The organism is Paraburkholderia tropica (genome assembly GCF_914484835.1).
Taxonomy (GTDB): Bacteria; Pseudomonadota; Gammaproteobacteria; order Burkholderiales; family Burkholderiaceae; genus Paraburkholderia; species Paraburkholderia tropica_A.
This window is the reverse complement of the sequence record NZ_CAJZAR010000050.1, coordinates 18,245-43,982: the sequence shown is the minus strand read 5'-3', so window position 1 is coordinate 43,982 and position 25,738 is coordinate 18,245. Positions and strand designations below refer to the sequence as shown.

Genomic DNA, 25,738 nt, shown 5'->3' with positions numbered 1-25,738 from the left:
GGCGCGCCGCGCGTTTTCCGGTAACATCGCGGGTCGCCCATCGCCCCGCCAAAAGGGGGCAAATGACGGGCATCGGCATCGAATTGAACGAAAGGTGTGTTGTGAGCGAAGTGATCGAATACAAGAGCTGGGTCTGCCTGATCTGCGGCTGGATCTATAACGAAGAAGAAGGCCTGCCCGACGAAGGCATCGCGGCCGGCACGCGCTTCGCGGATATCCCCGAAGACTGGCGCTGCCCGCTCTGCGACGTGGGCAAGGCGGAATTCGCCGTCGTCGAGTTCTGATCGGGACGCGCGCGCCTGCACACTGGCCGGATCTCGCACCGGCGCCGGTTTCGAGGTGCTTTCCTGCCGGAGCGTGTTTGCTATACTCTTGCGCCTGCGTCGCACGTGGTGCGCAGCCCGGCCGCGGTTCGATCCGCGTCCATTCCGGGCCGCCCCAAACTGTGCGACGCGTGCGACAGCTCCGCGCCATGACGGGTGACTTGGGAAACATGGCGGCTTGGCGGAGCCCGGCGCATGCGCCTCGCAGCGGACCTGACCGCTCCCTGTAGTTCAATGGATAGAACAAGTGCCTCCTAAGCGCTAGATGCAGGTTCGATTCCTGCCAGGGGGACCAGCCCACGCGCGAGACCGTTCGCCTCGCTTGCGCCGTCCGCACCGTTTCCCGCGGCACGCGTCCTGCGCGCCGTTTTCCGCTCTTGCCCCATCCGCCGCCCTCGGCGTTTCCATTTCGTCGTGCTGGCTACGGATTGCGTTGGCGCTGGCGCGCCCATTTCGCCTCCACCGCGTTTAATTTTTTCCAGGCAGATTCACCATGGACATCCACAAGCAAGTCGCCGCCCTCACCCATTCGGAACTGCAGACGGCCGGCGCGAGCCAGGCCACCGCGATCGCCGTGAGCGTGCTGCTGCGCCATCTGAGTTCGCCCGAACTCGTGAAGCTGCTGAACTCGGCGTTCGAAAACCATCAGGCCGTGATGCTGCAAACGCCCTGGCCCGAGCAGATGCTCGCTTCGTTCGAGGCGACGCGCCGCTTCCTCGAAGGCGCGGCGCAAGGCCCGGCGCCGGTCGAAGCGGACACGTCCGACACGCCCGAGGAATAAGCGCACGACGCCGCGCGCGAGTTCTGACAGCGGTTTGTCAATTGTTAACGGTCACGCGGCGCGGCTTCGCCTACGATGGTCTCCAGCACGAAAAGGAGACCATGATCATGACGTCCCGGTATGTATTCGCCTTGATCGCCGCGCTCGCGACGATGGTCGCGTCCTCGCTGGCCATGCTGATTCTCGGCTGAGCGCGGCGCGCGCATTAGGGTAAATACCGGGACATGCGACCCTTAAGTTAGGGTCGGAACTGTCGTAATCTTCGGACATGGACACGACACGTCCCCTCCCGGCCGGCCACCTGATGTCGAATCTCATCGACCAGGACATTGCGCACATTCGGCGCGTCATGCCGCTTTCGCTTTCGGGCGATTTCGGCGGCCCGATCCTCCCCGTCACCTATTGGCGCTCGCGCCTGCACCGGCTGCTCGACACCGGCCACGTCAACAAAGGCCAGCTCGCCAAGATCGACAGTCTGCTGATCCAGCTCGATCTCCACGAACTGAACGCCGAGACGTCCGCCGCCGTGGCCGCCAAGCAGATCATCGGCATCGCCGCGCGCCACTGATCCGCGCGTCTTCACGGCTGCCAGCGCTTCGCGCTGTTTTTCACCGATTTCCACCGTTTTTCGCCGTTTTCCCGCGATTTTTCGCGGCTTTTCGCGCTGCTTCACGAATACGCGCCGCGGCAAATCCGCCGCAATGCCGCCACGTCACAAGCGTGGCGCGCACGCGTCTGCGTGATCGTGCCCGGAAATCCTGGTGCCGCGGGTCGACCATCGGTCATAATGTCCGCCAAAATACCCAGAGAGGACTTCGTGCACCCGGCCCAACCGCGAGACCTGCTAGCGCAGGCACGTCAGCGCTTCACGCAGCAGCAGATCGCCGCCCATGTCGGCAAGGACGTCAAGACCGTGCGCCGGTGGGAAAAAGGCGAAACGCCTTGCCCCGCCATGCTCGAAGCCGCGCTGCGCGAACTGCTGCGCAGCGCCGAACCCGTCAGGAGCGCCGCCTCGGACGCCAGCGCCGCACCGGCGCGCTTTCGTTTCGTCGACCTGTTCGCGGGCATCGGCGGCATCCGCATGGGCTTCGAGGCGCACGGCGGACGCTGCGTCATGACGAGCGAGTGGAATCCGTTCTCGAAGAAGACCTATCTCGAGAACTACGCGCAAACCGATGCCGAAGGCCACGCCTTCGTCGGCGACATCACCGCATTCGAGGCCGCCGACGTGCCCGATCACGATGTCCTGCTCGCGGGCTTTCCGTGCCAGCCGTTCTCGATCGCGGGCGTCTCGAAGAAGAACGCGCTCGGCCGTCCGCACGGTTTCGAGTGCACCACGCAAGGCACGCTCTTTTTCGACGTCGCGCGCATCATCGCCGAAAAGCGGCCCGCCGCCTTTCTGCTGGAGAACGTCAAGAACCTGCTGTCACACGACAAGGGCCGCACCTTCGACGTGATCCTTCAGGTGCTGCGCGACGAACTGGGCTACGACGTGCATTACCGCGTGATCGACGGCCGTCATTTCACGCCGCAGCATCGCGAGCGCATCATCATCGCCGGGTTTCGCGAGCCGACTTCGTTTTCGTGGGACGCGCTCGGCCTGCCCGAGGACGGACCGCGCCTCGCCTCGATCCTGCATCGCACCGACGGCAGCGAGCCCGTCCTGCCGTGGGACGGCGAGCGCTTTTTCGATCACACCGCGCGCCGCGTGCAGCCGAAATACACGCTGACGCCGGGACTCTGGGCCTATCTCCAGCAATACGCCGAAAAGCATCGCGCGGCGGGCAACGGTTTTGGATACGGCCTCGCGTTTCCCGAGAGCGTCACGCGCACGCTGTCGGCGCGCTATCACAAGGACGGCAGCGAGATCCTCGTGCATCAGGGCGAAGGGCTGCGTCCGCGCCGCCTGACGCCGCGCGAGTGCGCACGCCTGATGGGCTTTCCCGACACGTTCCGCATTACCGTCAGCGACACCCAGGCGTATCGCCAGTTCGGCAACAGCGTGGTGATGCCGGTGATGCGCGAAGTGGCGCGCACGATGATGCCGCATCTCGACGCGCTGCTCGCGAAGGCCCCCGCCGGCAAGCGTGCGGCGAAGAAGGCGGCCAAATCGGCCACGCAGGCCGCGGTCGATACCGCCGCCCAACCCGCCGCCGAACCCGTCGTGAAAGCCGCCCACCGCCGCGCGCGAGCGTCTTCCCCCGCCTCCGCCGAAGCCGCCGCCTCGGCCTGAGCGGACCTTCGCACGCACGCCAGGACGAATCCGCATGGTCGACGTCGTGGATGCCGCCACCCGAAGCCGGATGATGTCCGGCATTCGCGGGCGCAACACGAAGCCGGAAATCCTGATCCGCAGCCTGCTGCACCGGCGCGGCTTTCGCTTTCGCCTCGACGTGCGCGAGCTGCCGGGCCGCCCCGACATCGTCCTGCCGCGTTACCGCGCCGCCGTGTTCGTGCACGGCTGCTTCTGGCACGGCCACGACTGCGCGCTATTCAAGTGGCCCGCCACGCGCCCCGAGTTCTGGCGCGACAAGATCGGCCGCAACCGCGCCAACGACGCCAAAGCCATCGCCGCGCTCGCCGCCCAGGGCTGGCGCGTGGCCGTGATCTGGGAGTGCGCGTTGCGCGGCGCGGCGCAGGATCCGCAGGGCGTCGTCGACCGGCTCGCGGCGTGGCTGGAGAGCGGACAAGGCGCGTGGTTCGAAGCGCGCGCGTGAGGCGTGCACGATGGCGCGCGCAGGGGCGACGTTGCGGCAAGCCGCCGCGCGACGCGGTGCTAAACTGGATCGGCAGGCTGCGTGGCGTCGCGCCCTCGCGCCGGTCCGCCGCATCCTGTTCAAGACCAAGAACCCACGAAAAGGAGGCAACCGATGGCTGATTTTCGACTCTGGTCCGACGATTTTCCGAGTAACGGCTTCATGCCGAAGGCGCAGGAGTTCGACGATCGAGCCTTCGGCGTCGATGGCGACAACGTCTCGCCCGCGCTGCAATGGGACACGCCGCCCGCCGACACGCAAAGCTTCGCCCTCACCGTCTACGATCCCGACGCGCCCACGGGCAGCGGTTTCTGGCACTGGGTCGTGGTCAACATCCCGCCCGACGTGCGCTCGCTCGCGCGCAACGCGGGCAAGCCCGACGGCAGCCTGCTGCCGCAAGGCGCCGTGCAGATGCGCAACGACTACGGCACGGTCGGCTTCGGCGGCGCGGCGCCGCCGCGCGGAGACAAGCCGCACCGCTACATCTTCCGCGTGCACGCGCTGAAGGCGGCGCAACTGCCCGTCACGCCCGAGACCACCAACGCGGTCGCGCGCTTCATGACGCACCTGAACGAAATCGACTCGACGACTTACGTCGGGCTCTACGAACTGAAATAGGCGCGCATCAACGCACGCCGATCGCCCACGCACCCGCCGGCGGCGCGCGAGCATGCTGCGCGCCGCCCTTGTATCGATGCCCATCACCACGCAACACGCCGCCACATCGCGCGCGCCCGACGCGCCCACCCTCCACAACGCCGCCGACGACGACGCCGAATCCGGCCTGCCCTTTCCCCAACGCTATTACGCGATCCTCGTGGTCGCGCTCGGCATCACGCTCGCGGTGCTCGACGGCGCGATCGCCAACGTCGCGCTGCCGACCATCGCGCACGATCTGCGCGCGAGCGCGGCCAGCTCGATCTGGATCGTCAACGCCTACCAGCTTTCGGTGACGATCTCGCTCCTGCCGCTCGCCTCGCTCGGCGACCGCATCGGCTACAAGCGCGTTTATCTGGCCGGTCTCGCGCTGTTCACCGTCGCCTCGCTCGGCTGCGCACTCGCGGGCACGCTGACGCAGCTCGCGCTCGCACGCATGATCCAGGGCTTCGGCGGCGCGGGCATCATGAGCGTGAACACCGCGCTCGTGCGCATGATCTATCCGCGCACGCAGCTCGGACGCGGCGTGGCGATCAACGCGATGGTGGTCGCCGTGGCCTCGGCGGTCGGCCCGACGCTCGCGTCGGGCGTGCTCGCCATCGCCTCGTGGCCGTGGCTGTTCGCGATCAACGTGCCGATCGGCATCGCCGCCCTCGTGCTCGGCCTGCGCGCGCTGCCGATGAACGAAGGCCATCCGGCGCCCTACGACTACATCAGCGCGGTGTTCAACGCCATCGTGTTCGGTCTCCTGATCTTCGCCGTCGACGGTTTCGGCCACGGCGAGAACCTCATATGGATCGCCGCCGAACTCACGGGCGCGCTCGTGGTCGGCTGGTTCTTCGTGCGCCGCCAGCTCACGCAGCCCGCGCCGCTGTTGCCCGTCGATCTGCTCGCCAATCCGGTGTTCGCGCTCTCGATCAGCACCTCGGTGTGCTCGTTCTGCGCGCAGATGCTCGCGTTCGTGGCGCTGCCGTTCATGTTGCAGGACGCGTTCGGCTTCTCGCAGGTCGATACCGGCTTTCTGATGACGCCCTGGCCGCTCGTGATCATCGGCGCGGCGCCGCTCGCGGGCTGGCTGTCCGACCGCTATCCGGCCGGCATGCTCGGCGGCGTGGGGCTCGCGTTGTTCGCGCTCGGGCTGCTGTCGCTCGCGACGCTCGGCGCGCATCCGACGGTGTTCGAGATCGGCTGGCGCATGGCGCTGTGCGGCGCGGGCTTCGGCATTTTCCAGTCGCCCAACAACCGGCAGATTCTCTCGTCCGCGCCGCGCGAACGCAGCGGCGGCGCGAGTGGCATGCTCGGCACCGCGCGGCTCACGGGACAGACGCTCGGCGCGGCGCTGGTCGCGCTGATCTTCGGCGTCGCGCCGCAGCACGGACCGGCGCTCGCGCTCTACGTGGCGACGGCGTTTTCCGCCGTGGCCGCCGTCGTCAGCCTGATGCGGCTCGTGCCGCAGCGCAACGCGCGCCTGCGCGGCTGAGGTAGCGACCCGGGTGGCAGAGGCAGTGACGACCGAGGCAATCCGCAGCGCACGCGTCGATCGGCTCACGCTTCTCAAAAGCACGCACTAACATGGGATTACGGCGCGCCGCACGCGCGGCGCGCGTTCCTTCAGTGGGTCAACCTTGCACAAGGGGGATGCCCATGTCACTGATCGTCGCCGGGCGCTTCACGACCTTCCCCGCCGCCGAAACCGTCGCCGAAAAGCTGTTCGCGCGCGGCTTCGTCGAAGAAGACGTCAACCTGTTCTTCGTCAATCCGCGCGGACAGCACGCGCGCCACACGCCGCATCCCGTGGCCGTCGCGGCCGCGCCGCCGCATCGAATACGCAATCTCACGCTGGGCGCGGTCGCCGGCGCCGTGGCGGGCGTCGCGCTGTTCGGCGCGCTGCTGTCGGCGTCGCTGCCCTCGGTGGTGATCGCGGCGGGCGTGGGCGCGTGGCTCGGCGCGCGCATCGGCTCGGGCTGGCACCGCGCGAGCGAGCACGAGGAGCGCGTGCATCACGAGACGCGCCAGTCGGGCGTGCTGCTCACCGTCCACGTGAGCCCCGATAACCAGACCGTCGCCGCCGACGTGCTGCGCGAAGCAGGCGCCGACGATATCGAGCGCGCCTCGGGCCAATGGCACGGCGGCCACTGGGCGGATTTCGATCCGACGGTCGCGCCGCATCCGTTCGCCGAAGCGGGCGTACAGCGCGCCTGAGCGGGGCCTGTGCATCGGCGCGCGCAAAAAAACGGCGGCTCGAAAGCCGCCGGGGGGTGAACCGTGTGCCGTAAGTCCCGATATCGCGATATCGGGACGCCGCGCCGCGAACGCTAACGCGTGACGACGACGCGCATCGCCATCACTGCGCCTTCGCCTTGCCGACCACCGATGCGGACGCCGATGCCACCGGCGGCGCGGCCTTCACCGCAGCTTTCGCGGGCGCGTCGGCTTGCGCCGCCTGCGCGGGCTTCGTCACCGCCTTGATCGTCGCAGCCGGAGAAACCGGCGAAAGCGGCGAAACCGGCGCGATCGAAGCAACCGGCGCCACCGGCGCGGCGCTGCGCGCCTTCGCCGTGGCCGTGACCGAAGCCGCCGTCGCCACGCTGCGCAGATCGGCGAGGAAGGTATCGCGCCACACCGAGAGATTGTTCTCGCGCATCGACGCCATCATGTCCTCGTAGCGCGACTGGCGCTCGGCGTGCGGCATCGAGAGCGCGCGCTCGAGCGCCTCGGCGGTCTGATTCAGATCGTAAGGATTCACAACCAAAGCGCCAGGCAACTGCTCGGCCGCGCCCGCGAACTGCGAGAGCACCAGCACGCCCGGATCATCGGGATTCTGCGACGCCACATATTCCTTCGCGACGAGGTTCATGCCGTCGCGCAGCGGCGCGACATAGCCGACCTGCGCCTGGCGGAACAGCGCCATCAGCAGATTGCGTTCGTACTTGCGGTTGAGGTATTGAATCGGCGTCCAGTCGAGCTGCGCGAAGCGTCCGTTGATGCGCCCGGCCTCGCCTTCGAGATTGCGGCGAATGGTCTGATAGGTCTGCACGTCGGAGCGCGTCGGCGGCGCGATCTGCAACAGCGAAACACGGCCATGCCAGCCCGGCCCGTTTTGCAGCATGCGCTCGAACGCCTGGAAGCGCTCCGCGAGCCCCTTCGAATAGTCGAGACGGTCGACGCTCATGATGAGCTTGCGTCCGCGCATCGCGTCGCGCAGGCTGCGCACCGGCTTGCGGTCGGTGAACTGCGCCGCCGACTTCGCGATCACGTCGGGATAGATGCCGATCGGGTAGGTGCCCACTTTCAGGAAGCGGTCCCACGCGTGCACCATGCCGTCGTCGCTCGCGGTGCCGTGGCCGCCGCGCTCGATGTAGTCGAGGAACGCCTGACGGTCCGCGTCGGTCTGGAAGCCGACCACGTCGTAGTGGCACATGAACTTCATCAGTTCTTCGTGCGGCGGCACCGAGCGCATCACTTCCGGCACCGGCAGCGGAATGTGCAGGAAGAAGCCGATCGGGTTCTTCACGCCCAGATCGCGCAGGCAGCGCGCGAACGGAATCAGGTGATAGTCGTGAACCCAGATGATGTCGTCGGGCTGGATCAGCGGCTTGAGCTGGCGCGCGAGCGTGACGTTCACGCGCAGATAGCCGCCGTACTCCTGACGCTCGTAGCGCGCGAGGTCGTTGCGGTAGTGGAACGTCGGCCAAAGGGTCGTGTTCGAGAAACCCTTGTAGTACTGGTCGTAGTCACGGCGGGTGAGTCCTACCGTCGCGTAGGTGACGCTGCCCTGCTGCTCGATGACCGGCTCCGTCGGCTCCGAGACGGTCTCGCCGCTCCAGCCGAACCAGACGCCACCGGTTTCCTTGAGCGCGTCGAGCACGCCGACCGCCAGCCCGCCTGCTGCGGGACGGCCCTCTTGCGTCGGTGCCACGCGATTCGATACCACGATCAGTCTGCCCATTGCGGCCAACCCTCCTGTTTCGTTGTTTCGTGCGTCCGGGGACGATGCCTTGGGTATGCACGCAAGACCCGTGCCTCCTTGCCCGATCGGGTAAGGAAGAAAACGGGGCGCAGGCGAAATCGGTGCGCACCGCCGCAAGCCGCGCTTGCTGCGACAGCGCCGTGCAAATGCGATCGGTGATGCGCCGGACGCTCGAAAGCGCGTCCGCAAACTGGCCGCTCAGACGTCCTGCCCAGGCACCTTGTTCACGTGCCGCTCAGGCGTCCTGCTCGGAGCCGAGATCGCGCTGATAGTCGATCCCTTCGGCACGCGCGCCGCCCTGGTTGTGCTCGCCATCGGGCGGTACGCCGGGCGCGGGGCGATTCTGGCCGGCCGGATCGTGGCTGTAGCCGGAAGCGCCGGAAGTCGCGCCCGACACGCTCGCGGAACCCGGAGGGCCGGATGCGGCGGAAGCCGTATCGGCGAAACTGGCGCCCTTCTGCTCTCCGTCACGCGAGCCACGCCGGGCCGAGTGACGGGCGGAGCGGCGCAATGCGGGATGTCTCATGTCGATGCCTCCTGCGGGAAGGCTGCCACGCGGCGTTGGCGTTTTTATAGTCTAGGGTTCGCCGCGTGAATTTGCCGGTAAAAATGGCGATTGGTTTGTAACTCGTACATAAAAACCGCGACTATCACCGATGCTGCAACAGTGGCGCGCGTCGCAGCGAGGTTGCCGACGACATTTCCGACCCCGAAGACGGCGAAGACGGCGAAGACGACAGGCCTCGATCGCCGCCCGGCCGGCAGGTCCAGCTGGCCCATCGGGCCCAGCGCGCCCACGCCGCGCGGCCCGCCTGACGCGCGTAAGCGGCCACGCGCGACCTGTCGTCGGCGGCGGAATCGGCGAGGGAATCCGGCGCGCGCATCACCGGATAGTGGCGGATCGAGCGCGGCACTTCGGCCGGCTGCGGCGGCGGATCGCCGACCGGCGGCACATCGGGCGTGCCGGGTTCGCTGGGCGGGGGATCGTCGGGCTGCGGCGTATGCGCGAGCCAGGGCTTGAAGCGAAGCGGATCGGATTGTTTGCAGCTGGGCATCGTGCGCTCCTCGAAAGGTCGTCGATGACAGCGTCTGCAAGCGACATACCAGCCGCGCCGATGCGCACCGGAGCGGCCGCACCCTGCAACACGCCCGTTCGTCCGGGCGCGATTTACATCGCGTACCGGCACGAACGGGCGTGAAGTGGCTTGAAGGTGCTTAAGGGATGCGTGGGGTGCGTGGAGTGCGCGCGCCTCAGGCGCCCGCGCGCGCGGGCGTCTCGCCCTTGCCGGTCTCGTTGCCGTATTCGACGAGCCGGTTGTAGAGCGTCTTCAGGCTGATGCCGAGAATCTCCGCCGCGCGCGTCTTCACGCCGCCGCACTGCTCCAGCGTCGCGAGGATCAGCTGACGATCGGCATCGGCGAGCGAGGTGCCGAACGGAATCGTCACCGCCGTGCCCGCCACCGGTTTCGACAGCGAGATCTGCAACGGCACGGCGGCCGTGAGATCGCCCTCGTTGCCCGACATGATGTGCGCGCGCTGCACGTAGTTCTTCAGCTCGCGCACGTTGCCGGCCCACGGATAGGCCGCGAGCATCTCGCGCACGGCGGGCGGAAACTGCTTCTTCGTGCCGTGGCGTTCGTTGAGTTCGTCGAGGAAGGCCTGCGCCAGCAGCTCGACATCCTTGCCGCGCTCGCGCAGCGGCGGCAGGTTGATCGGAAACACGTTCAGGCGGTGATACAGGTCCAGACGCAGCTTGCCCTCGGCCACGGCCTGCTCGGGATCGCGATTGGTCGCCGCGATCAGGCGCACGTCGGTCTCGATTTCCTTGGTCGTGCCCACGCGCATGAACAGCCCGGTTTCCAGCACACGCAGCAGCTTCACCTGCAGCTCGATCGGCATTTCGGTGATTTCGTCGAGGAACAGCGTGCCGCCGTTCGCGCGCTCGAAATAGCCCTTGTGCTGACGGTCCGCGCCCGTGAACGAGCCGCGCTCGTGGCCGAACATTTCCGATTCGATCAGGTTCGGCGAAATCGCGCCGCAGTTCACCGCGAGGAATTCGTGCTTGCGGCGCAGGCTCAGCTGATGGATGGTCTGCGCGGCCACTTCCTTGCCGGTGCCCGACTCGCCGACCAGCATCACCGACGCGGGCGTGGGCGCGACGCGGCTGATCTGGTCGTAGACGTCCTGCATGACCGGCGAATTGCCGAGCATCAGGCCGAAGCGGCCCATGCGGCGCAGTTCGCCGCGCAGCGTGCCGATTTCGGCCTTGAGGTCGCCCGCGCGCGGCAGGCGGTTGAGAATCGCCTTCACGCGCTGGAGGTTGATCGGCTTCACGAGATAGTCGATCGCGCCGCTCTTGAGCGCGTCGACGGCCGTCTCCACGGTCGCGTGACCGGTGATGACCACGAGTTCCACGCCCGAGCGCGGATCGAGGTCCTGGAACAGATCGGTGCCGCTGCCGTCGGGCAGCTTCAGATCGGTGAACACGACGTCCGGCATCTGCCGGATCAGCTGGATGCGCGCTTCGCGCAGGTCGCCGGCCTGTGCGGTGGTGAGCCCGTCTTCGCCCACCACGGCGGCGAGCGCTTCGCGGGTTTCTGCGTCGTCATCGACAATCAATACATGTGGCATCGCGTCTCGTCAGCCCTGAAAGGTGAGTGGCTCCCTTGCGCACAGCAGGCCGCGCCGCGGCAAATTCCTGCGCGCCGGACAACGGAGTCCGACGCCGCGGGCTGCGCGGCGCGTGAGTGGCACGGCAAGTGGAGTGCGAAACGGCCGGGTACGCTCAGGACGGCGAGCGTGGTCTTTTAGCTGCATGATCGCAACAATCGCGCGACCCGCAGTCAACCCGAACCTCGATTGTTGTGGATATGGCCATTATAGACATATTCGAGATGCGGATGCGTCGCCTTCATGGCGGCCCCGGCCTCGCCGCCATCCTCCAGGCGCGCGCGTCGGCAGGATGCGCGCGCCACGTCGATACGGCTTCAGCGCCGCATGAAAGCGCCACATCGATGCCCTCATCAATGTCTCGTCAACGCCCGATCAATGCCGCGTGGCCGGATCGCTGCCGCTCTGCGGAAACGGCCAGGCGCCGGTCGCGGCCTCGTCGGCCGTGCCATTGACCGTATCGCGCCGCGCCATCACGCCCGCGGCCATCGCATCGGCTGCTGCGGCCGCTGCGTTCGGCGCTGCGCCGCTCTCCGCCAGCGCGCCGCCCTCGCCTTCCCAGCGGCTCAGTTCGCGGTGAACGGTCTGACGCTGCATGCGGTGACGCTGCGCGAAACGCCAGGCCAGCATGCCCGCCGTCGCGCCGAGCGCGCCCACCGCCACGAGGGTTCCAATCAATCCAGGTCTGTTCTTCGCCATGTCGCACTCTCCCAGTTTGTTGTCGGAAATGCGGTCGGAAATGTCGAAATCGGCCGCCGTCCGCGTGCGGGACGGCCCATGCTTTGTCGGCACATAAGCCGCGCCACGTAGGATAGACGACCGCGCACAGTGCAAGTTGCGCAGCACGAGACGTGCCAGGCCGAGGGTGCACGGGCAGACCGAGCGCAAAAGTTGCACGCTCGCCGCGCGTGAAACCCGTGATACGCCGATTTCACGCCAGCGACAAGCCGCTATCGAACCGTTATTGAACCGTTATCGAACCGCGCTCGTACCGCGCTCGTACCGCGCTCGTACCGATATCGCGCCCGGGCGCGGCGCACGCGATGCGCACTGTCGGCCATGCGCGCGCGCCGGCAATCCGGGCACGTCCATTGCCCTGCGACGCGCGGCAGTGGTTAAATGTTTACGAGATGGAAATCCCGTGGCCGCCGGGCAACGCATCGCCCGCGCCGTTTCGCACAGCCAGTCGGCCCGATCGTGCGGCTCGCCAGCCGCCGAGGCCGGCAAGCCATGCCCGATCCGCCCTGCGCGCCTGCGTCATGCGCCGCGTCGACGACGCGCGCAGCGCACGCGCCCGGTTTCGGGCCACCCACCCCATTTTGCAGGACGACTACCGTATGGCGACAATCGAGCCGGGCTCGCCCGCCGCCGAACGCGATGAGATGCGCGATGAACAACGTGACGAGAAGGTTGATCGAAAGCGGGACGAGAAGCGCGATGAAAAGCGCAGCGACAAGCCGCGCGCCGCACGCCGCAGCGACAAAGGCGATAAAGCCGACAACGCAGGCAACGACGCGCGCATGAGCGAGCAACGCAGCGCGCGCGTCGCGGGACTGGAATCGTACGGACGCCTTTACGGCTCCTCGGCGGTCATGCAGGACCTCTACGAGCAGATCCGCCGCGTCTCCGTCACCGATGCGACCGCGCTGATCGTCGGCGAATCGGGCACCGGCAAGGAGCTGGTCGCGCGCACGATCCACGAAGAAAGCCATCGCCGCGACGGCCCGTTCATCGCCGTGAATTGCGGCGCGATCCCCGACGAGCTGATCGAAGCCGAACTGTTCGGCCACGAAAAAGGCAGCTTCACGGGCGCGGTGCAGGCGCGCGACGGTCACTTCGAGCACGCGCGCGGCGGCACGCTGTTCCTCGACGAAGTCACCGAGATGTCGCTGCTGCATCAGGTCAAGCTGCTGCGCGCGCTGGAGTCCGGCGAGTACTACCCGGTCGGCAGCAACGAGGCGATTCGCGGCGACGTGCGCGTGATCGCCGCGACCAACCGCGATCCGTTGGCCGCCGTGCGCGACAACGCGCTGCGCGAGGATCTGATGTACCGCCTCGCCGTGTTTCCGCTGCGCGCGCCGCCGCTGCGCGAGCGCGAGCGCGACCGCGAGCTGCTCGCCCAGCTGTTCCTCACCGAACTCAACGACGAAGCCGGCACGCAGAAGGCGTTCAGCAAGCGCGCGCTCGAAACGGTGCGCAACTGGTCGTGGCCCGGCAACGTGCGCGAGCTGAAGAACGCGGTGTATCGCGCCTTCATCCTCGCGGAGAAGCACGTGGAGATCGCGCATCCGCAACTCGTGCCGCGCGTGAAGAAGCCCGTCACGCAGGGCGATGCGATGAGCGTGTGGATCGGCACGCCGCTCGCCGACGCGCAGAAGCAGATCATTCTCGGCACGCTCAAGCACTGCGGCGGCGACAAGCGCCTCGCGGCGCGCACGCTCGGCGTGAGTCTGAAGACGCTCTACAACCGGCTCGGCAGCTACGGCGCCGAGGACGGCGAAACCGGCGCACCCGACGACACCGGCATCAACGAAGCCGACGACACGCGCGACACCGAATGACGATGGCATGACGATGACGATCGCGACGGCGCAGCGCGCCTCGCATCGTCGTCGCGGTTTCAGGAAAACCGCCAACAGCCGCCAAGTGGTCAGCAAAACGCAAGCAAATTACGCGAATTTGCCATGACCGCGATCACGATACGGTCAGGGGTGCACGGCATTTTGCAATTTCTTGCACTTTACCTATCCCCTTGTGTAAGTCCTTCCTGCACAATCCGCAGCACGAAAACGTGCTGGAAGCTTGCGCAACGCGGCTTCCGGCCGCAAGCGGCAGGGAAAGGACCATGCAAGAACGAAGTGCTCTGGCGTGCAACGCGCCGTCGCCGGCCTCGCGAATCGAATCGCGCATCGACTCCACGCTGGCATCGATTCACGTCGTGTTGCCCCGCAGCGCGATGCCGTCCGCGCGCTGGCGCCGCGCCGCGTCGCTCACGCTGCTCGCCGCCGCCAGCCTCGCGTGCTCGGCGTGCAGTTCGCTCTATTCCGAGGGCGCGCAAACCGGCGCGGGCATCGCGGGCGCGGCCATCGCCTCGCAGGTGACGAACAACGCGGCGGTCGCGACCGGCATCGGCCTCGGCGCCGTGGCGGCCGCGAAAGCCGGCGTGCAGTACTCCGAACGAGTCGTGCACACCAACACCCAGGACAGCATCGCGAAGGCCGCGGGCCCGCTCGACGTCGGCGGCGTCGCGCCCTGGTCGATCGTCCACTCGTTTCCCATCGAAGACGACGAACACGGCCGCGTGACCGTGAGCCGCACGATCAGCTCGGGCGCGCTCGACTGCAAGGAAATCGTCTTTTCCGTCGATCACAACGCGACCAAGGACAAAGCCGCGACGAGCGCGTTCTACGTGGCCTCGGTGTGCCGCGACGGACAGAACTGGAAGTGGGCGTCGGCCGAACCGGCCACGGCTCGCTGGGGCGCGCTGCAATGAGCGGCGTGACATCGCACGGCACGCCGGCGCGGCACGCGCGGGTTACACGAGAGGCGCGACGTGCGCGGCGTCATTGCGCGACGCGTCTCGTCACGCTCGCGGCGCTCTGCGCGGGCGTCGCGCTCGCCACGAGCGGCTGCAGTTCGATCGGCGCGGCCAGCGGCGCGGCGGCGGCGGCCGCCACCGGCATCGTGACCGCGAATCCGGCCGTGGGCGTGGGCGTCGGCATCGCCGTGCAGGCGGCCACCGACGAAGCCGTCGCCCGCTTCATGAAAGGCATGCACGCCGACCAGCAGGAGCTGATCGCCGAAACCGCCGGCCGTCTGCCCGTCGACGGCACCGACACCTGGCGCATCAAGCACACGCTGCCCGTGGAAAACGGCCACGGCAAGGTGCGCGTGACGCGCGCGTTCGCGTCGGCGCTCGCGCTGTGCAAGGACTTCGTGTTCTCGGTGCAGGACGGCGACGCCGCCAACGCGCCCGAGCAGTGGTACACCGCCACCGCGTGCCAGGATCAGAGCACGTGGAAATGGGCAACCGCCGAGCCTGCCGTGGAGCGCTGGGGCTCGCTGCAATAAGCTCGCGCAGCACGAAAAAAAACGGTCGCCGAGGCGACCGTTTTTCATTGCACGTGATCAAGACGATCGGGACGATACCGTCGATCGATCAGGACTCCACGTCTTCGAGACTGAAGATTTCCGACTGGTCGTTGTACGAGAAGATCTCGCCATAACGGCCCCAGTCGATCACCGTGTCGAGCGTTTCTTCAGCGGCGCCGTCGGAGAGAAAGTCTTCGAGTTCCTGCTCGAAGCGCACGCGCGGCGCGCGATGGCCCGGACGCTCGTTGAGCACCTTCTTGATCCGCGCCGCCAGCGGCACATGACGCAGCAGATGCTCGGCGAACATCATCTTGCGCTCCTGCGTGCCGAATTCCGCGAACACGCGCGCGGGCGGCGTCAGCAGCACGTCGCCTTCGCGCACATCGGCGAAACCGAGGTGTTGCAGCACTTCCGCGATCGGAAACAGATCGTCGACTTCCAGATGCAGCGAGCGCGCGATTTCCGGCATGTCGGCGCGGCCGTGATACGGCGCGGCGGCGAGCGTTTCGATCAGACCGGCCATCAGGTTGGTCGACACGCGCGGCAGCCAGCTGCCGAGTTCCAGCCCCTTCTTCGTCTTCTCGTCGGTCTGACGCGCGGTCATCTTCGCGTAGATGTCGTCGACGAGCTTGCGGAACGCCGGATCCAGACGGTTGCGCGGGTGCTTGAACGGCACCTTGATTTCCGCGACCACGCGCCCCGGATTCGACGACAGCACCAGAATGCGGTCGCACATGAACACCGCTTCCTCGATGTTGTGCGTGACGATCAGCACCGACTTGATCGGCAGACGCCCTTGCGTCCACAGGTCGAGCAGGTCGGTACGCAGCGTTTCGGCGGTCAGCACGTCGAGCGCGGAGAACGGCTCGTCCATCAGCATGAGCATCGGGTCGACGACGAGCGCGCGCGCGAAACCCACGCGCTGGCGCATGCCGCCCGAGAGTTCGCGCGGATAGGCGTTTTCGAAGCCGTCGAGACCGATCAGGTCGATCGCCGCCAGCGCGCGTTCGCGGCGCTCGCGCGCGCCCACGCCCTGCGCTTCGAGACCCGCTTCCACGTTTTGCAGCACCGTGAGCCACGGAAACAGCGCGAAGGTCTGGAACACCATCGCCACGCCTTCGGCCGGGCCGTCGAGCGGCTTGCCGCGCCACGTCACTTCGCCGTCGGTCGGTTCGATCAGCCCGGCGATGATGCGCAGCAGCGTCGACTTGCCCGAGCCTGAACGGCCGAGCAGCCCGACAATCTCGCCTTCGCGCAGCGAGAGATTGGCGTCGTCGAGCACGAGCAGTTCGCCCTGCGACTTGTTGAAGCCCCGGCACACGTCCTTGACACGCAGGATTTCCTCGCCGAGCCGCGGCGGATTCGGGGCCGTTTGCACGTCGCCGTGCGCGGTGCTCAGGGTCTTGGGGTTTTGCATCGCGTTACCTTCGATCCTTCGTTGATTCGCTGAATTGTCGCAGTGTTCGCCCGAGGGCGATCAATCGAGGCGCAGCCGGGATTCGGCATGCGTGTACAGCGGGCGCCAGAGCACGCGGTTGAACAGCGTGACGAACAGCGACATCACAGCAATGCCGAGAATGATTTTCGGGAAGTCGCCGGCGGCCGTCATCTGCGCGATATAGGCGCCGAGGCCGTGCGCTTCGAGCTTCGTGTCGCCCCACTGCACGTATTCGGCGACGATGCTCGCGTTCCACGCGCCGCCCGAGGCCGTGATCGCGCCCGTGATGTAGTACGGGAAGATGCCCGGCAGCACCGCCTGCCGCCACCACTGCCAGCCACGGATGCGGAAATTCTTCGCCGCTTCCTTGTAGTCGTTCGGGTAGGCGCTCGCCCCGGCAATCACGTTGAACAGGATATACCACTGCGTGCCGAGCACGATCAGCGGTGACAGCCAGATGTCAGGATTGAGGTGGAAGCGCACGATCACGATCACGAACACCGGGAACAGCAGGTTCGCCGGGAACGCCGCGAGGAACTGCGCGAGCGGCTGGATCTTTTCGGCGAGCGCCGGGCGCATGCCGATCAGCACGCCGAGCGGCACCCAGATCACCGAGGCGATCGCGATCAGCACGACCACGCGCAGCAGCGTGATGAGGCCGAGCACCAGCACGTGGCCGACTTCGTCGAGCGAGACGCCGGTGCGCACGTAGGCGACCACGCGCCAGACCACGAACAGCGTGAGCGCGATCAAGAACAGCGCCCAGACGATATCGCCGAGCTTCGAGCGCGCGCCGCTGCGTGCGGGCGCGGCGGACGCGGCGCGCTGGATCGTCGGGAACGCGGGCAGGCGGAACGGAATACGCGCGGCCTTGGCGAAAATCCAGCCGAGCGGCACGAGCAGTTCGTGAATCAGATGCGTGCGGCGGATCAGGTCGAGCAGCCAGGATCCGGGCGCGTCGCCGGAACTGGTGTTCTCCATGCGGAACTTGTCGGCCCACGCGACGAGCGGACGGAACAACAACTGGTCGTAAGCGAGGATCACGACCGTCATCGTCAGGATCACCCAACCGATGGCGTGCATGTTGCGCTCGGCGATCGCCTGCGCGAGATAGGCGCCGACGCCCGGCAGCGTGATCGTGTTGTTGCCGACCGTGATCGCTTCGGAGGCCACCACGAAGAACCAGCCGCCCGACATCGACATCATCATGTTCCAGATGAGGCCCGGCATCGAGAACGGCACTTCGAGTTTCCAGAAGCGTTGCCAGTTGGTCAGGTGGAAGCCCTTCGACACTTCATCGAGATCGCGCGGCACGGTGCGCAGCGACTGATAGAAGCTGAACGTCATGTTCCACGCCTGGCTCGTGAAAATCGCGAAGATCGCCGCGAGTTCGGCACCGAGCACGCGCGAGGGAAACAGCGCGAGGAAGAACGTGACCGTGAACGAGATGTAGCCCAGCACCGGCACCGACTGAAGAATGTCGAGAATCGGCACCAGCACGAGTCCGGCGCGGCGACTCTTGGCTGCGAGCGTGCCGTAAACCAGCGTGAAGATCAGCGAGGCGATCATCGCGGCCAGCATGCGCAGCGTCGTGCGCATCGCGTACTCGGGCAGGTTCGATGCGTCGAGCGAAATCGGCTGCGCCTTGAGCGTGGCGATCGGCGCCATCGTTTCGTGGAAGCCCACGGCCGCCATCGCGATCAGGCAGATGATGAGCGGGAACGCCACGAAGTCCCAGCGGTTGGGCAGCACGCGCCACGCCGAAGCGTTGGCCGTGCGGTTCAGGTTGAACTTGAATTCCATCAGGCGCGCTCTCCGTTGAACATTGATGCGGTGGCCTCGCGGCGCGGGGCGCGCGTTGCACACGTGACACATGTGACACAGGCGACACGAGCAGCAGCGCGCGGAGAGCGGAAATCAGCAAAGGCAAGGCGCATGGACTGAGTATTTCGTTAGCGTTGAAGACGCGGCGACGGCGCACGAGGACGCGCACTGCCACCCGGAGCCGCCCGCTCGCCCGGCAGGCTTGCCTTGTTCGGAACGGCACGACACTACTACAACCTCCGTGACACATTCAACCTCGCGCGGCGCGTCGCCCGGGCATCGGGGAACGCCCGTCCGGCGGGGCTTTCAGGCCACTTTCCGGGCGCTTTCGGCGGCATTCCGGCAACCTTCCGGCGCGGCCGCCCGCAGGTTCCCAAACGTGCGCCCTCGCACATGCCAGATACGCGCAAGGCCCGCTGGACGGCGTTGGGAGGCTCGCTGACGCCATTCGAGAGGTAGAATCGTCACGCGGCGACGGCCACCCCCTCGCCACGCAGTGCCCCGTTGTGCCGGGCCGGTGCGTCACGCGCCGGCATATCGGGCCAGCCGCCCGCTCAAGCATCAGGCGCGCCATGCCCATCCACGAACCAGAAGGCCGATGAACAGGAGACTCTTGCGTCAGGCAGCCGGGCCCCTCTGTGTCGTGGCGGCCGCGCTCATCTGCTGGCTGGGCGCCGGCTGGCTCGCCGACCGCATGGTGCGTCAGGAGCTCGATACGGCGCTCAAGGTCCAGCGTCAGATGACGCGCTCCGTCGTCGACAACATGGCGGAAGTGATCGCCAGCGATCTCGCCATGTCGCGCGCGATTCCCGCCACCATGGCCGAGACCCACGTGGTGCAGCAGGCGCTGACCGAGGCCGGGCATTATGCCGCTTTGCGCACATCTACGGAACTGGCGCGACGCGAAGCGTTGCAGCAGGCGCCCGAGCTCGCCACCGTCAACCGCTTCCTGCACGACGCTCAAGGCTTCTCCGGCCTCGACGCGATCTGGCTCGTCAACAGCAACGGCATCTGCATCGCGTCGAGCAACGCGATGGACAAGATTTCCTACGTGGGCGTCGACATGCGTCCGCGCGCGTATCTGAGCGACACGCTGCTCGGCGCATTCTCCGAAACCTACGGCGTGGGCACGTCGAGCGGCGAGCCGGGCATCTTCGTCGCCGCGCCCGCCTACGACAACGGGGTGCTGGTGGGCGCCGTGGTCGCCAAGGTCAGCATCGCGCGGCTGCGCCACTGGGTCACGCATCCGGGCACCTTCGTCTCCGACAGCAACGGCGTGATCGTGATGGCGCACGACAGCGCGATCGAAGGACTCGCGATGCCGGGCTCGCACGTCGAGGAAATGAACGCGGTCGACCGCGTCAACACCTACCTGCGCGAGCGCTTCTCCGAACTCGCGCTGCAAAGCGCCGCCGAAGCCGCCACGAACCAGGCGCCGTGGATGCCCGCGCAAGCCGCGCAGTCGCTCGTCGATCTGCCCGGCCAGCGCCTGCCCGCGCTCTACGAAGTGCGCGGCGGCCTGAACTCGGGGCTCTCGGCGCATCTCGTCGATCCGCTCAACGCGTGGACCGAACTGCTCGCCAATCATCGGCGCGACCGGCTGCTGATTTTTCTGACGCTCGCGGGCACGGCGGCGCTCGCGGCCGTGATTTCGATTTCGTGGGTGCGCGAGCGGCGTCTGCATCGCGCGAGCCGCGACCTCGCCGGGCAATTGCAGGCGGCCAATGCGCTGCTCGCCGCCGAGGCGCGCCACGACGCGCTCACGGGCGCGCTGTCGCGCCGCTACTTCCTCGACCTGCTGCGCCGCGAGATCGACGCCGCCTATGCGCAAGGCAAGCCGCTGTGCATGGCGATCGCCGACCTCGACCACTTCAAGCAGATCAACGACCGCTTCGGCCATCCGGCGGGCGACCGCGCGCTCCAGCATTTCGTGGAGACCTGCCGCGCCGAACTGCGCTCCGACGATGCGGTGGGCCGGCTCGGCGGCGAGGAGTTCGGCATCCTGCTGCCCGACACGTCGCTGTCGACCGCGCACGACGTGATCGAGCGTCTACGCCGCGAAGTGAAGTCGAGCCCGTGCGCCGAATTGCCCGCCGAGTCGAACCTGAGCGTGAGCATCGGCGTCACCGAACTCGCGGCCTCGCAGGACCAGCCCGAACGGCTGATGAGCCGCGCCGATCTGGCGCTCTACATGGCGAAAGCGGGCGGCCGCGACCGCTGCGAGGCCATGACCGCTGACGGCGCCGTGCCGCCGCGCGCGGCCGCCGAAACGTGGTGAGCATCGCTTCACCCCACCGGCGCGCCGCAAGCACGCACTCACTTAACTGGAGAACTCGACCGGGGCAAACCGGTCCGACGCGGTATCATCGGACCAGCGCAGCACGCGCCGCCATGCAGAGCGCATCGCCGAAATCCGGTGCACGGCGCGTCAGGTCGTTTCACAGCACATATCAGGAGGCATGCATGAAGGGAAATCTGGTCATCGTCTGCCGCGATCAGGATGCTCTCGCGTTCGACCAGTTGATGGTGGAATACGGTGCGTTCCAGACGCGCCTCTCTTCGACCGCGTGGTATCTGAAGCTCGAAGCCGCGCCCGAGCTGGTCCAGGAAGAAATTCTCGCCCGCATCGGCAAGTACACGACGCACTATATTTTCGAAGCCGACAGCGTCGTCTACAACACCGTCGACAGCGAAGCCGCCGCCGCGCTCGACACGCTGTTCTCGGCCTGAAAATAAAAAGAGCGGCTGGTTCGCAGCCGCTCCGGGTCACACTGAATCACTTCTGCTGAATCACTTCTGCTGCATCGCGTCTGCTGCATCACAGCCGCTGCATCACATCCGCTGCATCACATCCGCACTACTTTCGGTCGGCTCCGGCACAGCCCGGACGCCCGCCGCGCAGTTCTCCATCGCACTTTCCCGCACTGCCCTCAGCCGTTCCGTAGCACGCCCAATGCGCGCAGGTTCACGCGCCAGCGCTCACCAGATCTGCGCCGCTTCGGCGACCGTGCGCTCGACCACCTCGAACGGAAAACTCATACGCACCGCGAGGCCGCCGCTTGCACCGTTGCCGATGGCGATCTCGCCGCCCGCGCGCCGCACCAGCCGCTCGACGATGGCGAGACCCAGGCCGCTATGGCCGTTGCCGCCGCGCGCCGGATCGAGCCGCACGAACGGACGGCTCGCCTGCGTGAGATCCTGGTCGGCGATGCCCTTGCCGTGGTCGCTCACCGTGAGCGTGTAACCCTCGGCGTCGCGCGAGGTTTCGATCACCACGGGCGGCGCGCCGTAAGCGTGCGCGTTGTCGAGCAGATTGGCCACCACGCGGTCGAGCGTGGCGGTCGGCAGGCGGAAATCCGCACCGGCCTTGAAGCGCCGCTCGATCGCCAGCGTCTCGCCGCCCACCGTGCGGTAATTGCGCGCGATGCGCTCGCACTGCTCGTCGACTTCGACGGGCTCGCTGCGGTCGGCGCCGTCGTGCGCGAACACCAGAAACTGGTCGACGATGTGCGCCATCGATTCCACGTCGCGCACCACGCCGTCGCGCACCTTCTGCTCGTCCATCATTTCGGCGCGCAGGCGCAGGCGCGCCAGCGGCGTCTTGAGGTCGTGCGCCACGCCCGCGAGCATGACCGCACGGTCTTTCTCGGTGCGCTCGACTTCCTTGACCATCTGATTGAAGCCCCGCGTGAGCTGACGCAGCTCGCGCGGACCGCGCTCGCGCAGCGGCGGCACCGGCTGGCCGCGGCCAAAACGCGCGACCGCCTGAGCCAGCGCGCGCAGCGGCTTTTGCACCATCCACGCCGCCACAAGCGCGGCCACCAGCGCCGCCGCGAAGATGATGATGAACCACGGCGCGCGGTCGATCGGCCGCATGATGCGCAGCGGCTGGCCCGGCACGACGATCCACTTGGCGTCCTGCGGCCCCTTCACCCAGAGCGTGGGCGCACGGCCCGGCATACCGGGGCGCACCTCGGTGCCCGGCGGCATGCGCTCGCGCATGTCGTCGAGGAAACGATGCAGCGGCTCGGGCATCTCGGTGCGCATGGGCGGCACGTCGGGGCTGTCCGCCGGCACCAGCTGAACCCGCGAGGGCAGCGGCTGGTCGGGCTCGCGCTCGACGTGCTGACGCACTGCGTCGACGAGGAACATGGCCTCTTCGACCGCGTAGCGCGACTGCATCTGGTCGCGCTCGAGACGCATGAGCGCGAACCACGCGACGTGCGAGAGCAGCAGCACGCCGACGAACAGCAGCGCAAGCCGCCCGAACAGCGAATCAACCGGCCGGCGCATGACCGCTCTGCTCGCCGTCCGGCACGAAAACGTAGCCGCGGCCACGCACCGTCTGGATAAAGCGCGGCGTGGACGGATCGGTTTCGAGGATGCGGCGCAGACGCCACACCTGCACGTCGATGCCGCGGTCGGTGCCATCGTATTCAGGACCGTGCAGCAGTTCGAGCAGGCGCTCGCGCGTGAGCGTGCGCATCGGGTGATTGACGAAGATCTTCAGGAGCGCGAACTCGCTGCCCGACAGCATGATGGGCTTGCCTTCCTGCTGGAGCGTGCGCGACTGGAAGTCGAGCGTGAAGCGGCCGAACGAGAACGGCTCGCGCTGTTCGGGCGCGGCGGCCGAGGGCAGCGTGCGGCGGCGGCGCAGGACGGCCTGCACGCGCGCCAGCAGTTCGCGCGGATTGAAGGGTTTGCCGAGGTAATCGTCGGCGCCGAGTTCGAGACCGACGATGCGGTCCACGTCGTCGGCGCGCGCGGTCAGCATGATCACGGGGATGTCGTCGCCGGACGCGCGCAGCTTGCGCAGCGCGGTGAGCCCGTCGACGCCCGGCATCATGAGATCGAGCACGATCAGGTCGGGGCGCTCGCGCTCGAGGCGGCGCTCGAGCGAGCCCGCATCGTGCAGCACCGACACTTCCATGCCTTGCCGCGCCAGATAGTCGCGCAGCAGGTCGCGCAGTTCGACGTCGTCATCGACGACCAGAATTTGAGTAGCCATGGGACGAAGTTTAACGCGCGCATGTAAGCCATTCGCTTACATGGAGGCGCTTTGGGTTACGAGAAGTTACTGCGAAAGGCGCATGTAATGTCGCGTAATGACAACGCCCCGGGCCGTAACACGCCGCTCCTGGACGGCCTATACGCTAGGGACACCGGTTGCGGCTGCCCCTATTTCGGCACCGTGCCAAACCGGACCAAACCTTCAAGGATTTGTCAGGAGCTTCACCATGTACAAGACTACGTCGCGCCTTCTCGCTATTGCCGCTGCCTCGCTCGCTCTCACCGTCGGCGCCACCGCCGCCAACGCGCAAACGCCGCCGCCGCCCCCGGGCGGTCCCGGCATGATGCACGGTCCGCATGGCGGCCCGGGCATGCACGGCGACTTCATGATGGGCGCCAAAAAGCTGCACGACAAGCTCAACCTGAACGCCGCGCAGGAAAAGCAGTGGCAAACCGCCGTCGACACGATGAAGCAGAACGGCCAGGCCATGCGCAAGAACCACGAACAGCTCAAGCAGCAGTTCGACGCGCAGAAGAACCAGCCGATCCTCGACCTGAACGCGATGCACGCCACGCATCAGCAGATCGAGCAGCAGGAAGCGCAACTGCGCGAGCAGACCGCGCAAGCCTGGCTCGCGTTCTACAACGGCCTGAACGACCAGCAGAAGACCACCGTCAGCTCAGCGCTCAAGGAGCACTTCGCGAAGATGGAACAGCGCCACGAGAAGATGCGTCAGCGCTGGGAACAGCACCACAAGGACAAGGGCGCGGCTTCGGCGCCGGGCGCACAGTAAGCCTCTCCGCCGTCGCCATCTGCGCGGCCGGCACCCGGGCCGGCGCGCAGTCGTTCGACCAGGCCCGCGTCTGAGCGGGCGTCCGGCGGGTCGCGCCGCCGGACGTCGGCTCGGGCCAGAGCCCACGGGCGTCGCCGCCCCTTTCACGCAAAAGCGCCGCGAGTCTTGCCACTCGCGGCGCTTTTTTCATGGCCGCGCACGCTGGCGCGGTATCAGTCGGCTTCCGGCTGGGTCAGGCCGCCTCAGGCCACATCGAACAGCAGCACTTCAGCGTCCTCGCCCTTCGCGAGCACCACGGACGTTTCGGCTTCGATCATCGCCGCGTCGCCGGTGTTCAGGCGTTCGCCGTTCACTTCCAGCGCGCCGCGCGCCACCTGCACGTAGACCCGCCGTCCCGCCGGCACGGCGTATTGCGCGCGCTCGTCGCCGTCGATCAGCGCCGCGTGGATCGAGGCGTCGGCCTGTACCGTCACCGAGCCGTCGCGCCCGTCGGGCGAGGCGATCACGCGCAGGCGGCCGCGCTTGTCGGCGTCGTCGAAACGCTTTTCCTCGTAGCCGGGCGCCCCGCCCCGCTGGGTCGGCAGCAGCCAGATCTGCAGCAGATGCGCTTCCTCGTCCGGCGAGCCGTTGAACTCGCTGTGCATCACGCCCGTGCCGGCGCTCATGCGCTGCACGTCGCCGGGACGGATGGTCGAGCCGTTGCCCATGCTGTCGCGGTGCGCGAGCGCGCCCGAGAGCACATAGGTGACGATCTCCATGTCGCGGTGGCCGTGCGCGCCGAAGCCGCGCCCGCCTGCGATGCGGTCGTCGTTGAGCACGCGCAGCGCGCCGTAGTGCATATGCGCTTCGTCGAAATAGTCCGCGAACGAGAAGCTGTGATACGAGTCGAGCCAGCCGTGGTTGGCGTGGCCGCGTTCGTCGGCGCGTCGGATGGCAAGCATGGCGTTCTCCGTTCAATGATGTCGATGTCCGAAGGTAGGGGCGGACGGCCCGATGCACAATCCGCACCGGCGCACCGGATCGTTTCGCCAGCAACATCAATGGCCCGCGCGGGCGCTGCGGCGTTCCGCCGCTGCCTCTCGTCCACCGGCGCCGCCGTCCACTGATCCGGCCCCTGTCAGACGATGTCGCCAACTCTGTCAGACCTGAACCACATGCCGGGTCCCGAGTCGCCCGCGCGGGCGCTGGCTTCGGGTAAAATACCGCGCTTTTCGGCCAGCGCCACCCCGCGCACGGCGCGTCGCGCGGTGCATACGCCCGGCGCACGCCCGTCACGGCGCGTCGCAACGCCGGCTTGGGACGCAAGCCTGGATGTCCAGCGCGTCCGACCCGTATTTTTGATCGCCTACAATGGCGGCGCTCCGGCCACGAGCCGGTTCGCGCATGACGCGAGCGAGCGCCGGCACCGGTGCGCGCCGCCCGG

General features: G+C 67.4%; 23 protein-coding genes, 1 tRNA gene and 1 pseudogene. 15 read left to right on the top strand and 10 right to left on the bottom strand.

All coding sequences use genetic code 11. From position 1 onward, the window contains the following. The first annotated feature begins 62 nt into the window (after nucleotides 1–62). From LDO54_RS17380 to LDO54_RS17340, 9 genes are all read left to right on the top strand, one after another. Nucleotides 63–284 carry a rubredoxin gene (locus LDO54_RS17380; protein WP_224011927.1) on the top strand — a complete coding sequence of 74 codons (222 nt, stop codon included), beginning with the start codon at nucleotides 63–65 and terminating at the stop codon, nucleotides 282–284. A 259-nt stretch (nucleotides 285–543) separates the two neighbouring features. After that, nucleotides 544–618 (top strand) — tRNA-Arg (locus LDO54_RS17375). Nucleotides 619–816: 198 nt separating this feature from the next. Next, nucleotides 817–1,104, top strand: coding sequence for a hypothetical protein (locus tag LDO54_RS17370; RefSeq protein WP_224011926.1), 288 nt, complete (start codon nucleotides 817–819; stop codon nucleotides 1,102–1,104). Nucleotides 1,105–1,372: 268 nt separating this feature from the next. Further along, the gene (locus tag LDO54_RS17365) at nucleotides 1,373–1,672 is read left to right on the top strand and encodes a hypothetical protein (protein ID WP_224011925.1); all 300 of its coding nucleotides are present in this window, start codon (nucleotides 1,373–1,375) and stop codon (nucleotides 1,670–1,672) included. 219 nt (nucleotides 1,673–1,891) lie between these two features. Continuing rightward, nucleotides 1,892–3,337: a DNA (cytosine-5-)-methyltransferase gene (dcm, locus tag LDO54_RS17360; protein ID WP_290371101.1), complete on the top strand. Its 1,446-nt coding sequence runs from the start codon at nucleotides 1,892–1,894 to the stop codon at nucleotides 3,335–3,337. A 34-nt stretch (nucleotides 3,338–3,371) separates the two neighbouring features. Next, on the top strand, nucleotides 3,372–3,821 hold the full coding sequence (locus LDO54_RS17355; protein ID WP_224011924.1) for a very short patch repair endonuclease: 450 nt from the start codon (nucleotides 3,372–3,374) through the stop codon (nucleotides 3,819–3,821). A 153-nt stretch (nucleotides 3,822–3,974) separates the two neighbouring features. Further along, nucleotides 3,975–4,478 (top strand): YbhB/YbcL family Raf kinase inhibitor-like protein, encoded by a 504-nt coding sequence (locus LDO54_RS17350; RefSeq protein ID WP_224011923.1) that lies wholly within the window; start codon nucleotides 3,975–3,977, stop codon nucleotides 4,476–4,478. Nucleotides 4,479–4,530: 52 nt separating this feature from the next. Next, nucleotides 4,531–5,997, top strand: coding sequence for an MFS transporter (locus LDO54_RS17345; protein WP_224011922.1), 1,467 nt, complete (start codon nucleotides 4,531–4,533; stop codon nucleotides 5,995–5,997). Between the two features lie 164 nt (nucleotides 5,998–6,161). Beyond that, on the top strand, nucleotides 6,162–6,719 hold the full coding sequence (locus LDO54_RS17340; RefSeq protein WP_224011921.1) for a hypothetical protein: 558 nt from the start codon (nucleotides 6,162–6,164) through the stop codon (nucleotides 6,717–6,719). A gap of 340 nt (nucleotides 6,720–7,059) precedes the next feature. Here LDO54_RS17340 and otsA read toward each other — a convergent pair. From otsA to LDO54_RS17315, 5 genes and pseudogenes are all read right to left on the bottom strand, one after another. Beyond that, nucleotides 7,060–8,466, bottom strand: a pseudogene (otsA, locus tag LDO54_RS17335) (alpha,alpha-trehalose-phosphate synthase (UDP-forming)); the annotation flags it as partial. 256 nt (nucleotides 8,467–8,722) lie between these two features. Continuing rightward, nucleotides 8,723–9,013, bottom strand: coding sequence for a hypothetical protein (locus LDO54_RS17330; protein WP_224011920.1), 291 nt, complete (start codon nucleotides 9,011–9,013; stop codon nucleotides 8,723–8,725). 124 nt (nucleotides 9,014–9,137) lie between these two features. Beyond that, nucleotides 9,138–9,542, bottom strand: a complete 405-nt coding sequence (locus LDO54_RS17325; RefSeq protein ID WP_224011970.1) for a hypothetical protein — start codon at nucleotides 9,540–9,542, stop codon at nucleotides 9,138–9,140. Between the two features lie 196 nt (nucleotides 9,543–9,738). Continuing rightward, nucleotides 9,739–11,118 carry a sigma-54-dependent transcriptional regulator gene (locus LDO54_RS17320; RefSeq protein ID WP_224011919.1) on the bottom strand — a complete coding sequence of 460 codons (1,380 nt, stop codon included), beginning with the start codon at nucleotides 11,116–11,118 and terminating at the stop codon, nucleotides 9,739–9,741. A 414-nt stretch (nucleotides 11,119–11,532) separates the two neighbouring features. Further along, nucleotides 11,533–11,856 carry a hypothetical protein gene (locus tag LDO54_RS17315; protein WP_224011918.1) on the bottom strand — a complete coding sequence of 108 codons (324 nt, stop codon included), beginning with the start codon at nucleotides 11,854–11,856 and terminating at the stop codon, nucleotides 11,533–11,535. Between the two features lie 821 nt (nucleotides 11,857–12,677). Here LDO54_RS17315 and LDO54_RS17310 point away from each other — a divergent pair. The 3 genes from LDO54_RS17310 to LDO54_RS17300 all read left to right on the top strand — a co-directional run bounded on the left by LDO54_RS17310 (nucleotide 12,678) and on the right by LDO54_RS17300 (nucleotide 15,228). Beyond that, nucleotides 12,678–13,718 carry a sigma-54 interaction domain-containing protein gene (locus tag LDO54_RS17310; RefSeq protein WP_224011964.1) on the top strand — a complete coding sequence of 347 codons (1,041 nt, stop codon included), beginning with the start codon at nucleotides 12,678–12,680 and terminating at the stop codon, nucleotides 13,716–13,718. Between the two features lie 395 nt (nucleotides 13,719–14,113). Then, nucleotides 14,114–14,650, top strand: a complete 537-nt coding sequence (locus tag LDO54_RS17305; RefSeq protein ID WP_224011963.1) for a hypothetical protein — start codon at nucleotides 14,114–14,116, stop codon at nucleotides 14,648–14,650. Then, the gene (locus LDO54_RS17300) at nucleotides 14,647–15,228 is read left to right on the top strand and encodes a hypothetical protein (protein ID WP_224011917.1); all 582 of its coding nucleotides are present in this window, start codon (nucleotides 14,647–14,649) and stop codon (nucleotides 15,226–15,228) included. The genes LDO54_RS17305 and LDO54_RS17300 overlap by 4 nt, the downstream gene beginning before the upstream one ends. Nucleotides 15,229–15,316: 88 nt before the next feature. On the opposite strand, the gene LDO54_RS17295 is transcribed toward LDO54_RS17300, so the two are convergent. Together LDO54_RS17295 and LDO54_RS17290 are read right to left on the bottom strand one after the other, a co-directional pair. Further along, entirely contained in the window at nucleotides 15,317–16,666 is a 1,350-nt protein-coding gene (locus LDO54_RS17295; RefSeq protein WP_224011916.1) for an ABC transporter ATP-binding protein, read from the bottom strand. 60 nt (nucleotides 16,667–16,726) lie between these two features. Further along, entirely contained in the window at nucleotides 16,727–18,490 is a 1,764-nt protein-coding gene (locus LDO54_RS17290) for an ABC transporter permease (RefSeq protein WP_224011915.1), read from the bottom strand. Between the two features lie 619 nt (nucleotides 18,491–19,109). Between LDO54_RS17290 and LDO54_RS17285 the strand changes: the two genes are divergently transcribed. Together LDO54_RS17285 and LDO54_RS17280 are read left to right on the top strand one after the other, a co-directional pair. Continuing rightward, entirely contained in the window at nucleotides 19,110–20,789 is a 1,680-nt protein-coding gene (locus tag LDO54_RS17285) for a sensor domain-containing diguanylate cyclase (RefSeq protein WP_224011914.1), read from the top strand. Between the two features lie 185 nt (nucleotides 20,790–20,974). Then, nucleotides 20,975–21,241, top strand: coding sequence for a double-stranded DNA-specific endonuclease (locus LDO54_RS17280; protein WP_065063739.1), 267 nt, complete (start codon nucleotides 20,975–20,977; stop codon nucleotides 21,239–21,241). Nucleotides 21,242–21,490: 249 nt separating this feature from the next. Here LDO54_RS17280 and LDO54_RS17275 read toward each other — a convergent pair whose 3' ends face one another. Beyond that, nucleotides 21,491–22,804 (bottom strand): ATP-binding protein, encoded by a 1,314-nt coding sequence (locus LDO54_RS17275; protein WP_224011913.1) that lies wholly within the window; start codon nucleotides 22,802–22,804, stop codon nucleotides 21,491–21,493. Beyond that, on the bottom strand, nucleotides 22,788–23,519 hold the full coding sequence (locus tag LDO54_RS17270) for a response regulator (RefSeq protein WP_065063743.1): 732 nt from the start codon (nucleotides 23,517–23,519) through the stop codon (nucleotides 22,788–22,790). Before LDO54_RS17270 ends, LDO54_RS17275 begins: the two co-directional genes overlap by 17 nt. Before the next feature lie 229 nt (nucleotides 23,520–23,748). Between LDO54_RS17270 and LDO54_RS17265 the strand changes: the two genes are divergently transcribed. Further along, complete coding sequence (locus LDO54_RS17265) at nucleotides 23,749–24,315, top strand: periplasmic heavy metal sensor (protein WP_224011912.1); 567 nt, start codon at nucleotides 23,749–23,751, stop codon at nucleotides 24,313–24,315. Nucleotides 24,316–24,557: 242 nt separating this feature from the next. Here the strand turns inward: LDO54_RS17265 and LDO54_RS17260 are convergent, their stop codons facing one another. After that, the gene (locus LDO54_RS17260) at nucleotides 24,558–25,256 is read right to left on the bottom strand and encodes a pirin family protein (protein ID WP_224011911.1); all 699 of its coding nucleotides are present in this window, start codon (nucleotides 25,254–25,256) and stop codon (nucleotides 24,558–24,560) included. Between the last annotated feature and the right edge of the window lie 482 nt (nucleotides 25,257–25,738).